Genomic DNA, 12,794 nt, shown 5'->3' with positions numbered 1-12,794 from the left:
GGAGCAGCCGCTCATCGGGGGTCCGCCGGGACCTCGACTGAGGCTCGGCGGGGGAGGGGAGGCGGGGTTTGGACGCAGCCCTGGGGTGTGGGCGCGATATCGATGGCGGAATTATTAGCAGGAGACTGCGCTTTTGTTAACACATCTTGCGAGATATTTTTCCTGACTCTATGGTTGGGCCGCCCTGACGAAGGCGCAGGCAGGAACCGGTCTGCGCCTGCGCACCCCTGCTCCCGCGAAGGCCGGATGATGACTGCTGCCCAAGAAGGCCCTGCCGACGTCGCGCCCTCGCCGTGCGTCCGCATCGGCGAATCCGCGGTTTCCGCCGAACCCGGTTCCATGCCTGCAGTCGTCCGTGCGTCCATCGCCGAGCTCGCCGAGCGTGCCCGCACCCTCGCCGGCCGGGGTGGGCGGCGGATCATCGGCATCACCGGCGCACCGGGCGCAGGCAAGTCGACCCTGGCCAGGCAGCTGGTCGAGGCACTGGGGCCGGAGACCGCCGCTCTGGTCCCGATGGACGGCTTCCATCTGTCCAACGCCGCGCTCCGCGCCCTGGGGCGCCACGACCGCAAGGGCGCCTGGGACACCTTCGACGCCGACGGCTACGTTCACCTGCTGAGGCGGCTCCGCTCCCGTGCCGAACCAGTCGTGTACGCACCCGACTTCGACCGCGGCATCGAGGAGTCCGTCGGCTCTGCCCTGCCGGTGCCACACGCGATTCCCCTGATCGTCACCGAGGGCAACTACCTGCTGTCGGACCAGGGTTCCTGGCCCCGAGTCGCCGCACTCCTCGACGAGACCTGGTACCTGGCCACCGACGACGACCTCAGACGCCAACGCCTCGTGGCCCGCCACGAGGCGCACGGCAAGCCGCATGACCTGGCCGTCGCCTGGACCCACGGGAGCGATGAGACCAACGCCGAGGTGGTGGCTCGCGGCCGGTCCCGCGCCGACCTCGTCGTCACGGTCCAGCCGGCTGCCCAGGCCGAACGCGAAGCCCAGGACTCAACAGCGGCCACAGCACCAGTGCTCCAGCGGCCCGGCGCCTGGGGTCGAAAGCCTGCGTAGGCCTGGCGGCACCGCGTTCCGGGACCCGTGAGCTGCCGCAGCAGACTCCGACGATGCCCTCCTGCGTTCGCCGCCCCGCGCATTGGCATCACGCGGTTGGTGCGAAGGGGGAAGGCCGAGCCGCGCGATCACATCAAGCCCCCACCACGCCAGGCTCCCCACCAGCACCTCAAGGTGAAACGATCTCATTGGACCCGTCCGCCTCTGCTGGATCCTCCCGGCACGAGTGCGCCGCCAGGGAAGGGACGCACCACGGAAGCCATGAACCACGACCTGATGCTGCTCTACACGGAACCGGCCGACGTCTGGGCGGAGGCGCTGCCTGTCGGGAACGGGAGGCTCGGCGCCATGGTCTGCGGCGGGTTTCCGGTCGAGCGGATCCACCTGAACGAGGACACGTTCTGGTCCGGACCCGGTGACATCGCCGTGCCCGCGGTTCCGGAGGGCCTCCTGGAGAGCGTGCGTGATCACATCCGCGCAGGTCGCCGACGACGGGGTGCGTTCGATGCGGGCCGCGGCACTGCTGCAGGTGTCCGTCGAGGGCGACGCGGCGAGCGTCGTGACCGAGGCTGCGGCTATGAGGGGCACCGGGGAAGTGTCGGCCCCGGAGCTCGTGGTGCGCGGTGCGCGGTGCGTCGGCGGTGACGGTTTTCGTCGCGATCCGCACCGGCTTCGCCGGCTGGGGCACCCCACCGAGGCGGGAGGCCGAGGAGTGCCTGCGGGACGCGGCGGCGGACCTCGCCGACGCCGTCGCGCTGGGCTGGCCCGCTCTGCGCGCCCGTCACCTCACCGAGCACCGCGCCCTGATGGACCGGGTCAGCCTGCGGCTGGGCACGACCGACGGCCAGTCGGACCTGTCGGCGGTCGCCACCGACCAGCGGCTGGTCCGCCGCGCCGGCGGCGCCGTCGACGAGGGCCTGTGCGTGCTGGCCTTCGCCCTTGGCCGCTATCTGCTGGCTGCCTCCTCCCGTCCGGGTACCCAGGCGGCCAACCTCCAGGGCATCTGGAACGACCGGATCGCGCCGCCCTGGAACTGCCAGTACACGACGAACATCAACGTCGAGATGAACTACTGGCCGGCCGAGACCACGGCCCTGCCCGAGTGCCACGAACCGCTCCTGGACCTGGTGGCCGACCTGGCCGAGGCGGGCCGCGCGGCGGCCCGGGGCCTGTACCGGGCGCGCGGCTGGACCTGCCATCACAACACCGACCTGTGGCGGATCGCGGTGCCGGTCGGCAAGGGCCTGGGCGAGCCGAAGTGGGCACAGTGGCCGATGGCCGGTGCCTGGCTCTCGACGCACCTGGCCGAACGCTGGCGCTTCGGGCGCGATGTGGACTTCCTGTCGCGGACCGCCTTCCCGGTGTGTGTGGACGCGGCCCGGTTCGTCCTGGACCTGTTGGTGGAGGACGGGCACGGATACCTGGTCCCGTCCCCGTCGACCAGCCCGGAGAACGACTTCCTTACCGACGAGGGGCCGGCCGGCGTGGTGGCCGGCAGCACGGCCGATGTGACGCTGGCCCGCGAACTCTTCGACTTCGTGCTGGAGGCCGACCGCGAACTGGAGGTCGCCGGCGTCGCCCGCACCGGCCAGGACGCCGCGGCGGTCGAGGAGGTCCGCAAGGCATTGTCACGCCTGGCGCCCCTCAGAGAGGGGTCGGACGGCCGGATCCTGGAGTGGCCGGGCGAACCGGAGGAGACCGAGCCCCACCACCGTCACCTCTCCCACCTGATCGGTCTCTACCCAGGCCGGTCGCTGGTCGGCCCGGCGCTGCAGGAGGCGGCTCGCCGGTCGCTGGAGGGGCGGGGCGAAGGTGGGACCGGCTGGTCGATCGCGTGGAAGATCGGCCTGTGGGCGCGCCTGGGTGACGGCGCGTCGGCGCACCGCCTGCTCGACGAGTACCTGCGCCCGGTCGGCCCCGATCCGGACGGCGATCCGTTCAACGGCGGTGGCGGGGTGTACCGGTCGATGCTGTGTGCGCACCCGCCGTTCCAGATCGACGGCAACTTCGGTGTGACGGCGGCGATCGCGGAGATGCTGGTGCAGAGCCATACCGTGGACGGGGACGGTGTGCCGGTGGTCGAGTTGTTGCCAGCCCTGCCTCCACGCTGGCCCGACGGGCGGGTGACCGGTCTGCGGACGCGCGGCGCGCTCCGCGTCGCAGAACTGGTCTGGTCCGGCGGTTCGGTGGTGTCGGCCACGGTCGAGGCCCTGGCCGACACCTGCGCCGAGGTCCGCTGGACCGGCCGCGACGGCACCCGGCACGAGCGCGCGGTGGAACTCGTGGCCGGACAGACCGTCACACTCGACTGAGTGCACGAGTCGCTGTACCGGCGGCATCGGGTCAGGCGCGGTTGCATCCGGCGCGGGAGCAGCCGGCCTGCCGGCGGGTGCCGTTCTCGTTGGCGCCCACGGTGTACGCGCGGGAGCCGGTGCGGAGGGTGTGGTCACCGGTGCCGCGGGTGGTGTAGGGGACGGTGCCGCTGCCGTTGCTGAAGACGGCCAACACCACGGCACGCCACGGGCCGAGTCGCTGACCACCGGCAATGCCGTTGCCGCGCACCTTGGTGTTGCCGTCGAGGGTCGCCAAACCCGCTCTCACCGCGGGGTGCGGCCGTATCGCGCCCGTGCCGCTCATCCGGAGGTGAGCAGGCCCCGCAGAACGATGTCGAGCGTGGCTTCGAGGCTGAGGAGCAGGTCGAAGGGCGGCGGCTCCTCCCGGATCCAGCGCAGTACGGAGGAGAAGTAGCAGGCCGCGAGCAGGGCGCCGGCCTGGGCGGAGTCGACCGTCCGCCGGATCTCGCCGCGCCGCTGCCCCTCTTCGACGATCTTCGTGAGTTCGATCTCGAGTGACGGATCCTGCAGCAGCCGGCCGAACCGCGCGGAGGCGTCCATCAGGACGGTGGTCTCCGCGCGGGAGGCGACGTTGAGTTCGGCCATCTCCCGCAGATAGCGCCTGAGCCGCTCATCGACCGGCAGGTCCTCCGCGTGCTCCTGGCCGAGGATGGCCGCGACCCGCGCCCGGCGGCGGGCGCCCCACTCCTCCAGGAAGCCGACCTTCTGCGAGAAGTGGTTGAAGACGGTGGCCCGGGCGACATCGGCGGCATCCGCGATCTGGTCCATGGTCGTCGCCTCGTAGCCCTGGTCGACGAACAGTCCCACTGCCGCTTCGTACAGCTGATCGCGGATCTGGCGGCGCTTGCGCTCGCGACGCCCGGGGGCCGGTGCCTCGGGCGGGGGAGCCGCTCCTGCGTCCGGGATCTTCATGGACTCCAGTACAGCACAGCGCTGCACGCCTCTTGACCTCTTCGAGGAGTCGGATCTAGATTCCAGACCATTGGTGGACTCCAGTCCATCGATGGATTGACGTCTCGTGTTTTTCGCGGGGCACGGACAGGAGGCAGCGTGGCTTCCGTAATCCCGTCGGCGGGCCGTGTGGAGGTCGGTGACGGCTGTCATGCCTGGCTCGCGAGCCGGGCCGGCTGGGGCATGAGCAACGCCGGGCTGGTCGTCGGCCGGGGCGCGTCCCTGCTCGTCGACACCCTCTACGACCTGCGGCTGACCGCAGAGATGCTCGACGCGTTGGCTCCCGTGACCGCCGCCGCGCCCATCGAGACCGTGGTCAACACCCATGGCAACGGCGACCATTGGTTCGGCAACCAGCTCGTGGCCCAAGCCGAGATCGTCGCGGCCCGCGGCTCACTGGCCGACATGCGGCAGGTGGGCCCGGCCGAGATGCGGCAGCTGACCGTCGCCCCGGGCCTCACCGGGCGCTTCGCCCGCCGGATCTTCGGCGCCTTCGACTACGCCGGCATCGAACCCGTCCTGCCGGGCCGGGTCTTCGACGGCGAACTGGGGCTGGACGTCGGCGGCACGGAAGTCCGCCTGATCGACGTGGGCCCCGCACACAGCGCCGGCGACACGATCGTCCACGTGCCACGGGACCGTGTCGTCTACACCGGCGACATCGTGTTCGCCGGCGCCACCCCCGTCGTATGGCACGGGCCGTTCGCCAACTGGCTCGCCGCCTGTGATCTGCTCCTCGGGCTCGACGCCGACACCATCGTGCCCGGACACGGACCGGTCACCACCAAGAAGGCGGTCCGGGACATCCGCGACTACCTCGAGTACGTCCATGAGCAGGCCACCGCCCGGTTCACCGCCGGAATGCCGGTCATGGACGCCGCACACGACATCCGCCTCGGGCGCTTCGCCGACCTGGACGAGAGCGAACGGCTCGCCGTCAACGTGCACACCGTCTACCGGGAGCTCGACCCCTCCCTGCCCCCGCTCGACGGTCCAGGCCTGTTCGGCCGCATGGCCCAGCTCGCCTGTTCCCACCCCGGTTTCTGAGCCGCCGGTCATTCCCCGGACCGCCCGCTACCCTGGCCACTCCAAGGAGGAGACATGGTCTCCAGCCCCGCCTATGACCCACCCGCCGCTCCATCCGACGCGCCGCCGCCCCGGCACACCGCAACGATCATCGCCGGCTGCCTCGCGGTCTGCCTGGCCCAGATCGGCCTGGTGCTGCCCGCCGCGATCAACGGTGTCATGCAGCGCTCACTTCAGGCGTCCGGCGCCGAACTGACCTGGATCAGCGACGCGTTCCTCGTCCCGGCCGCCGTGCTCGCGCTCACCTTCGGCGTCCTCGGTGACCTGTACGGACGTAAGAAACTGCTGGTGGGCGGCGCGCTGCTGGCCGCCGTCGGCTACGCGGTCTCCGCGACCTCCGACACCGCGGGCCAGCTGATCGCCGGTCAGGCCCTCTCGGGCATCGGCGCCGCGGCCCTCTTCCCCGCCTCGCTGGCCGTGATCATCGCGAGTACGCCGACGCCTGCCGCCCGGGCCCGCGCCCTTGCCTCGTGGACCACCGCGCTGTCCCTCGGCGCGTTCATCGCCCCGCTGCTCTCCGGCGGCATCGTCGAACACGCCTCCTTCCGCTGGGCGTTCGCCGTCACCGGGCTGCTCGCGCTCGGGGTGGCGGCAGCGGCGTGGCTGCTGACCGGCGAGTCCAGCGCCCCCGAGGGCCGCTCCCTGGACTGGCCGGGACAGATCACCATCGCGCTGTCGCTGCTGGCCCTGCTGTACGGCATCATCCAGGGCCCTTCGGACGGCTGGGGCTCGGCTCCCGTCGTCTTCTCCTTCGTCGCCGCGGCCGTACTGCTCGCTGCCTTCGTCCGGGCCGAGAACCGCAGTGCCTCGCCGATGCTGCGCCTGGAGCTCTTCCGCATCCCGGCCTTCGCCGCCTCGGCCGCGATGGCGGTCATCGGCATGTTCGGCTTCCTGGGCGGGGCATACGACCTGAGCATCCGGCTCGGCGTGATCCAGCACAAGAGTCCGCTGGAGGCCGCGGTGCCCTTCCTGGTGATCCAGGGCATCACTCCGTTCATCTGGCCGCTTCTGGTCCGGCTGCTGCACAGGGTCGGCCCCGGCCCGATGCTCGTCACCGGTTTCACGGCGCTGGCCGCCGCACAGTTGTGGCTGCGCGCGGTGCCGATCCACGAGAGCGGCCTGGTGCCGCTGCTCGGCCCGCTGGTTCTCAACGGCGTCGGCTTCGGCCTGGTCGTCGCCGCGATCACCGCTGCCGCCGTCAACGTCGTACCACCCAGCCTCACCGGCATGGCCAGTGCCACCACCAGCCTGGTCCGCGACCTCGGCCAGACCCTCGGCCCGGCCATTGTCGGCGCCGTCGCCCTCGGCATGGCCACCAGCCAGCTGACGGGCAGCCTGGCCGACGCGGGACTCACACCCGCCGAACACGGCACCGCCACCGCCGTACTCGACGCGGGCGGACCCCTCGCCCTGCACACCGCCGAACTCGGCCCGCTCAGCGCCAAACTCGCCCCGCTCACCGAACGCGCTCTCGCCGACGGCTACAACAACGGACTCGTCCTCACCGCGATCGCCTGCGTGGTCGCCGCCGCGATCGCCGCCGTCTTCCTGGGCGTCCGGACCGGTGGCAGCGGCGCTCCCGAGAAGACCGAAGCACCGGTCATCGAGCCCGAGGGGACCCGGGCATGAAGTACGCGACCTTCCTCCACGACGGGCAGCAGCACTCCGGAGTCGTCATCGACGACCGGGCCCATCCCTTCGACCACGGCGCCGGCCTGCTGGAACTTATCGAGGCCGGCGAGAGCGACCTGCGGGCCGCCGGCGCCCGGGCCCTGACCAGATCGCGGCCCCTCTCCCTCGCCGAGGTCCGGCTGCTGCCGCCGATCCAGCCGCCGACCGTACGGGACTTCATGACATTCGAGGGCCATGTCGCGGGCGTCGCGGAGGGATACGGCGACACCGTGCCCGAGGAGTGGTTCGCCCGGCCCGCGTTCTACTTCACCAACCCGTACGCGATGATCGGTGCCTTCGACGACGTCCCCATGCCGCCTGGCTGCCGACGCTTCGACTTCGAACTCGAAGTGGCCGCCGTCGTCGGACGAGCCGGGCGGGACCTGACTCCCGAGCAGGCACGGGACCACATCATCGGCTACACCGTCCTCAACGACTGGTCCGCCCGCGACCTGCAAGGCCAGGAGATGAGGGTCAAACTCGGCCCGGCCAAGGGCAAGGACACCGCCACCACCCTCGGCCCGTGGCTGGTCACCGCTGAGGAACTCGAGCCCTACCGTGACGCCGACGGCTTCCTGGACCTCAAACTCACGGTGGACGTCAACGGCGAGAGGGTCGGCCAGGACACCCTCGCCAACATGGCCTGGACGTTCGAGGAGATGGTCGCCTACGCCTCACGAGGTACCTGGGTCCGCCCGGGCGACGTCCTGGGCTCCGGTACCTGCGGCAACGGCGGATGCCTGGCCGAACTCTGGGGCCGCCACCGGGTGTTCGAACCGTCGCCCCTGGAGCCCGGCGACACCGTCACCATCACGGCCCAGGGCCTGGGCACCCTCAGCAACACGGTCGTCGAAGGAGTGGCCCCCGTGCCCATCGCCTCCGCGCGCCGCAGACTGTGACGCCTCGTGGTGCTGGCGGTGGCGTCGGTGACCTTCCGGTAGACCGCTGCCACGGCACCAAGCCGTGGATCGAGGAGACGGCATCGTCCGGCAGCACACGGAACAGTGTCTGATCCGCCGGGCATATGGTGCCGGGTGTGGACACTGCTGAGGAACGGGCCCGACGGCTGGGACGCCCGCGCGTGGGCCGCACCGGCTTCCTGAACTGCGTCCCCCCCTGTTCTGGGAGCTGGCCAGGACCGCGGCGTTGCTGAATATCGACCTGGTCGAGGACACTCCGGACGCACTGGCATGACGGTTGCTGGCCGGAGACCTCGACATTGCGGCGGTGCCGGTGGCGGAGTAACTGCTCCGTGTGACCACTTGGTGCTCTTGCCGGGTATCGGCACGGGCAGTGACGGGCCGGTCTTGTCGTGCGCGATCGTCGCGAGGTACCGATCGTGGAACTGGAGGGCCGGACCGTCGCGATCGCGTCGGGCAGTCCGACCTGCGGTCGGCTGGCCCAACTGCTCCTGGAACAGCAGGAGATGGAATGCCCGCGGTACGTCACTTCTCCGAGGACTTGACGACATGCTGCATGTGGCGGACGCGGCGGTGCTCACCGGCGGCTTGGCGCTGCGTTACGTGGTGGACCGGGTCGCACGTGACGGACAGCACGTGTACGACCTGGGAGCGCTGTGGAAGCAGTGGACCGGCCTGCCTTTCGTGTTCGGAGTGTGGACGGTCCGTCGCGACGTGGCCGCGCAGGCACCGCACATGGTGCGAGAGGTCCACGGCGCTCTGCTTGCGGCGCGGGATCTGGCGAAGACCGAGGCCGCCGAGCTGGCGCGGCGCGCGGCTCAGTGGGAGGAGTTCGATGCCGCGACACTGGAGTACTACTTCACCGGCGCACTCGACTTCTTCCTGACAGAGCGGCAGTTGGCGGGGCTATCGGAGTCCGCGCACCGCAGCGGTCATGAGGACTTCGCGGTCGATACGACGGGTTCGGCGGCGGTCTTCGCTTCGGTGACCTAGCGGCCCAGCCTTGGCCCAGCAGACCGAACTCTGGTACGCCCGCCGTGAGTAAGAGCGTTCTACCAGCTCGGACGGCGTTTTGCGGTCGGCCGCCGCTACTGTTCAGCGCATGATCTTGAGGAATGCACGTTCCCTGGACGTCAGTTCGGCCCATGTGATCGTGACCGGTGGGTCGAGCGGCATCGGCCTGGCCACGGCCCGGCTGCTCGCGGAGCGGGGCGCGAAGGTGTCCCTGATCGCGCGGGGACGGGACCGTCTGGAGGCGGCGGCGACGGAGCTGTCGGCCTCCGCGCGGGCGGCCGACGTGGCCGATCAGGCGGCCCTGACCCTCGCCATCACCGAGCTTGAGGAGGAGCAGGGACAGCCCTGCGACATCCTTGTCACGTCGGCGGGGCTTGCTCGCCCCGGGCACTTCCTGGAGCTGTCCGACGAGGTCTTCCGAGAGATGATCGAGGTCGACTACTTCGGGACGCTGCACGCCCTGCGGGCCGTGGTGCCGGGCATGGTGGAGCGCGGGCGGGGCAGCGTGGTCGCGGTGTCCTCCGCCGCCGGGCTGATCGGGATCTTCGGTTACAGCGCCTACGGACCGGCCAAGTTCGCCGTTCGCGGGCTGATGGAGTCGATACGGGCCGAGCTGACGCCGCGCGGAGTGCACGTCGGTGTCGTCTTCCCACCGGACGTGGACACCCCGCAACTCGCCGAGGAGAACCAGTGGAAGCCGGAGGAGACCCGGGCGGTCGGCGGAACGATCAAACCGTTGACCGCGGAGAAGGTCGCGGCGGCGATCATGGCAGGGATCGACCGCCGGCGTTTCGTGATCTGCCCGGACACGGGCACACGGGCGCTGGCGCGGTTCGGCAGTGTGTTGATGCCGCTACTCAACCGGGAGTTCGACCGCCGGGTGAGGTCGATCGCCAAGGCGGCCACGGGGGCGTGACCCATGCATGCCAGCCTTCGCGGGACTTGGGGCGGCGATCGGCGACCCGGTCCAGTACCGTCGCGCAACACGCGGACGGTGACCGTGGAAAGCCACCGAAGCCCGGCCTCAGACTTCGCGCAGCGCGTCGGCCATGCTCTCCCCTGCCACGGAACCGGAAGCGGAGACGATCGCGGCGACTGCCGACGTGATTCGCCCTTGTTGATGGAGGTCGAGGCCCTGCCCTGGATGTCCCCTCGTGTCACTGCGGCATTGCGGGCGCGGGTGGTGGGCAACGGATCCACCGACGGCTTGCCGGGCTGGCCCGCGACCTCGGGGGAACCGTCGAGGTCGCGGGACCCGCCGCGGCTTCGGCGCCGCCTGTCGAGCGGGCTGGCCGCCGTGCGCAACGTCCCCGGTGGTTGCCGCCGAGTTGATGCAGGAGACCGCCTGGCTCATGGGTCCGTACCTCCTCATGCGGCTCATCTGCAACACGCTGCAGGTCCGCGACAAGGCTGCTGCATCTGGAGCATCGGCATGCTCGGCCTCGCTGCTCCGACGGCAAGCCGGTTCCCGCTCTGTGATCAGGCGATGCAGGTGTGCGCAGCCGCTTCTCCTTTCGCGGCCGGCGCGGTACGGCCTGCCAAGTTCCTGGCTGGCCTCGGCCTCGGAGGCGCAGAAGGGGACCGGCGCCTTGCCGGTAACGGATAAGAAAAGTGCTTACTGGCCATTGACGTCTGGTTCACGCCACTGCAATCGTTCTCTGACAACGGTTTCAGTACGGCAACGGGAGATCGCAGTGAGCACCATCCACGACGTAGCTGCCCGCGCCGGTGTCTCCGCCGCAACGGTCTCGCGGCATCTGCGCGGCCAGCGCGTCCGGTCCGCGGAGGCCATCCAGGCGGCCGTCGACGAACTGGGCTACCGGCCCAGCGTCGCCGCGCAGTCACTGAAATCCGGCCGTACCCACATGATCGGCGTCGTGGTCCCCGACATCACGAACCCGTACTTCGCCGCCGTAGTGAAAGGCATGGAATCGGCCTCCCGGGGCCAGGGCTACCGGATCCTGCTCGCCAACAGCGACGAGAGCAGCGACCGAGAGGACGAGTTGCTCGCCGACATGATCCACCAGGTCGACGGCGTGATCCTGGCCCCCGCGACGGAACAGGATCAGACTCCGTTGCACGTTCGCGACGCCGGCGTACCGCTGGTCTTCGTGGACCGTGACCTCGCGGGCGGCGAGCACTTCGACGCGGTACTGGTCAACAACCGGGAAGGCGGCCGGCAGGCGGCCGCACACCTGCTGTCGCTCGGACACACCCGCATCGCCGCCATCAGCGGCCAGCAGGTGACCACGCCGGGACGTGCCCGCCGCGAGGGCTTCCTCGAGGCGCTCGCCGAGGCCGGTGTGGAACTCCACCCCGAGTTCGACCTCATCGGCGATTTCCGCGAGGAGAGCGGCTACCAGCTCACCCTCTCCCTGCTGTCGTCGAACCAACCGCCCACGGCGCTCTTCACGGCCAACAACCTCATGACAGTCGGCGCGCTGAAGGCCCTGCACGACATGCGCGTCACCGTCCCCGACCAGCTCAGCATCATCGGTTTCGACGACCTCGACACCGGACCGCTGCTGAACCCACCGCTCACCGTCATCGACCGTCCCATGGTCGACCAGGGCGTTCTCGCCATGCGACTGCTGCTCCAACGGCTCGGCCAGTCCGACCGGGACCGCAGTCCGCGGCGCGTTGTGCTCGACACCAAGCTCCTGCAACGCGGCTCCACGGGACTGCCGCGGCAGTAGCCCACACCCCGCAGCCCCGCCGTCCGGGACATCCGGACGTCCGGAAGGACACGCGACTGTGACTGCCACTCTGACCGGCCTCGACCCCGGAACCGTCGAGGACCTCATATCCTCCGACGCCTCGCTGCGCCGCTTCCTGCGCGGCCTGCCCGGCGTGGATCAGGTGGGCGCCGACGCCCGCTCCGCGGCCCTTGCCACCCGGTCCATCAAGACCACGGCCAAGGCCTGGGCCCTTGACCTGGCCATTCGACTGATCGACCTGACCACACTGGAAGGAGCGGACACCCCCGGCAAGGTCCGGTCGCTGTGCGCCAAGGCCCGCCGCCCGGACCCCGCCGACCCCACCACCCCGCCGGTGGCCGCGGTGTGCGTCTACCCCGACCTCGTCCCGGTCGCCGTCGAGGCGCTGCGCGGCAGTCCCGTACAGGTCGCCAGCGTGGCGACGGCGTTCCCGGCCGGCCGGGCGGCGCTGCCCGTGAAACTGGCCGACACCGCGGACGCGGTGGCCGCGGGCGCACACGAGATCGACATGGTGATCGACCGGGGAGCGTTCCTCTCCGGCCGCTATCTCCAGGTCTACGAGGAGATCCGCGCCGTCAAAGAGGCCTGCGGAACCGCGCACCTCAAGGTGATCCTGGAGACCGGCGAGCTCACGACGTACGACAACGTGCGCCGCGCGTCCTGGCTGGCCATGCTCGCCGGCGGCGACTTCATCAAGACCTCCACCGGCAAGGTGTTCCCGGCGGCGACGCTGCCCGTGACGCTGGTGATGCTGGGGGCGGTCCGTGACTACCGGGCGGCCACCGGACGCCAGGTCGGCGTGAAACCGGCTGGCGGCATCCGCACCACGAAGGACGCCCTGCGCCACCTCGTCCAGGTCAATGAGATCGCGGGCGAGGACTGGCTGGACCCGCGGTGGTTCCGCCTCGGCGCGTCCAGCCTGCTCAACGACCTGCTCATGCAGCGTACGAAGGCAGCCACCGGCCGCTACTGCGGCCCCGACTACGTCTCCCTGGACTGAGGACGGTGACCGC

Annotated in this window: 12 protein-coding genes; 10 read left to right on the top strand and 2 right to left on the bottom strand. The window is 70.5% G+C overall.

The genetic code is table 11. From position 1 onward, the window contains the following. Positions 1-339 precede the first annotated feature (339 nt). The 3 genes from GAS53_RS36370 to GAS53_RS36360 all read left to right on the top strand — a co-directional run bounded on the left by GAS53_RS36370 (position 340) and on the right by GAS53_RS36360 (position 3,380). Positions 340-1,068 (top strand): nucleoside/nucleotide kinase family protein, encoded by a 729-nt coding sequence (locus GAS53_RS36370; protein WP_151482036.1) that lies wholly within the window; start codon positions 340-342, stop codon positions 1,066-1,068. A 261-nt stretch (positions 1,069-1,329) separates the two neighbouring features. Then, complete coding sequence (locus GAS53_RS57765) at positions 1,330-1,713, top strand: glycoside hydrolase N-terminal domain-containing protein (RefSeq protein WP_151482035.1); 384 nt, start codon at positions 1,330-1,332, stop codon at positions 1,711-1,713. Continuing rightward, entirely contained in the window at positions 1,710-3,380 is a 1,671-nt protein-coding gene (locus tag GAS53_RS36360) for a glycosyl hydrolase family 95 catalytic domain-containing protein (protein WP_151482034.1), read from the top strand. The genes GAS53_RS57765 and GAS53_RS36360 overlap by 4 nt, the downstream gene beginning before the upstream one ends. Positions 3,381-3,411: 31 nt before the next feature. Here GAS53_RS36360 and GAS53_RS36355 read toward each other — a convergent pair whose 3' ends face one another. Together GAS53_RS36355 and GAS53_RS36350 are read right to left on the bottom strand one after the other, a co-directional pair. Continuing rightward, entirely contained in the window at positions 3,412-3,705 is a 294-nt protein-coding gene (locus GAS53_RS36355) for a hypothetical protein (RefSeq protein ID WP_151482033.1), read from the bottom strand. After that, the gene (locus tag GAS53_RS36350) at positions 3,702-4,334 is read right to left on the bottom strand and encodes a TetR/AcrR family transcriptional regulator (RefSeq protein ID WP_151482032.1); all 633 of its coding nucleotides are present in this window, start codon (positions 4,332-4,334) and stop codon (positions 3,702-3,704) included. Before GAS53_RS36350 ends, GAS53_RS36355 begins: the two co-directional genes overlap by 4 nt. A 138-nt stretch (positions 4,335-4,472) precedes the next feature. Between GAS53_RS36350 and GAS53_RS36345 the strand changes: the two genes are divergently transcribed. From GAS53_RS36345 to deoC, 7 genes are all read left to right on the top strand, one after another. Then, positions 4,473-5,420 carry an MBL fold metallo-hydrolase gene (locus GAS53_RS36345; protein WP_151482031.1) on the top strand — a complete coding sequence of 316 codons (948 nt, stop codon included), beginning with the start codon at positions 4,473-4,475 and terminating at the stop codon, positions 5,418-5,420. Positions 5,421-5,474: 54 nt separating this feature from the next. Further along, complete coding sequence (locus tag GAS53_RS36340) at positions 5,475-7,088, top strand: MFS transporter (RefSeq protein WP_151482030.1); 1,614 nt, start codon at positions 5,475-5,477, stop codon at positions 7,086-7,088. After that, positions 7,085-8,029: a fumarylacetoacetate hydrolase family protein gene (locus GAS53_RS36335; protein ID WP_151482029.1), complete on the top strand. Its 945-nt coding sequence runs from the start codon at positions 7,085-7,087 to the stop codon at positions 8,027-8,029. The genes GAS53_RS36340 and GAS53_RS36335 overlap by 4 nt, the downstream gene beginning before the upstream one ends. 570 nt (positions 8,030-8,599) lie before the next feature. Then, positions 8,600-9,043: an MqnA/MqnD/SBP family protein gene (locus GAS53_RS56850; protein ID WP_225859306.1), complete on the top strand. Its 444-nt coding sequence runs from the start codon at positions 8,600-8,602 to the stop codon at positions 9,041-9,043. 109 nt (positions 9,044-9,152) lie between these two features. Then, the gene (locus GAS53_RS36325) at positions 9,153-9,980 is read left to right on the top strand and encodes an SDR family oxidoreductase (protein ID WP_225859305.1); all 828 of its coding nucleotides are present in this window, start codon (positions 9,153-9,155) and stop codon (positions 9,978-9,980) included. Between the two features lie 778 nt (positions 9,981-10,758). Then, a complete protein-coding gene (locus tag GAS53_RS36320; RefSeq protein ID WP_192583439.1) occupies positions 10,759-11,760 on the top strand; it encodes a LacI family DNA-binding transcriptional regulator in 1,002 nt (333 codons plus the stop codon). Positions 11,761-11,818: 58 nt separating this feature from the next. Beyond that, the gene (deoC, locus tag GAS53_RS36315) at positions 11,819-12,781 is read left to right on the top strand and encodes a deoxyribose-phosphate aldolase (RefSeq protein ID WP_151482027.1); all 963 of its coding nucleotides are present in this window, start codon (positions 11,819-11,821) and stop codon (positions 12,779-12,781) included. The last annotated feature ends 13 nt before the right edge of the window (positions 12,782-12,794 follow it).

It is taken from the genome of Streptomyces albicerus, from assembly GCF_008905045.1.
Classification (GTDB): Bacteria; Actinomycetota; Actinomycetes; order Streptomycetales; family Streptomycetaceae; genus Streptomyces; species Streptomyces albicerus.
The sequence above is the reverse complement of the archived record's forward strand: the minus strand, read 5'-3'. Positions and strand labels throughout refer to the sequence as shown.

Bases quoted from the DNA above. Each gene is read 5' to 3' on its own strand.
- GAS53_RS36370 (WP_151482036.1), top strand. From the start codon at position 340: ATGCCTGCAGTCGTCCGTGCGTCCATCGCCGAGCTCGCCGAGCGTGCC.
- GAS53_RS57765 (WP_151482035.1), top strand. From the start codon at position 1,330: ATGAACCACGACCTGATGCTGCTCTACACGGAACCGGCCGACGTCTGG.
- GAS53_RS36355 (WP_151482033.1), bottom strand. From the start codon at position 3,705: ATGAGCGGCACGGGCGCGATACGGCCGCACCCCGCGGTGAGAGCGGGT.
- GAS53_RS36350 (WP_151482032.1), bottom strand. From the start codon at position 4,334: ATGAAGATCCCGGACGCAGGAGCGGCTCCCCCGCCCGAGGCACCGGCC.
- GAS53_RS36340 (WP_151482030.1), top strand. From the start codon at position 5,475: ATGGTCTCCAGCCCCGCCTATGACCCACCCGCCGCTCCATCCGACGCG.
- GAS53_RS36335 (WP_151482029.1), top strand. From the start codon at position 7,085: ATGAAGTACGCGACCTTCCTCCACGACGGGCAGCAGCACTCCGGAGTC.
- GAS53_RS56850 (WP_225859306.1), top strand. From the start codon at position 8,600: ATGCTGCATGTGGCGGACGCGGCGGTGCTCACCGGCGGCTTGGCGCTG.
- GAS53_RS36325 (WP_225859305.1), top strand. From the start codon at position 9,153: ATGATCTTGAGGAATGCACGTTCCCTGGACGTCAGTTCGGCCCATGTG.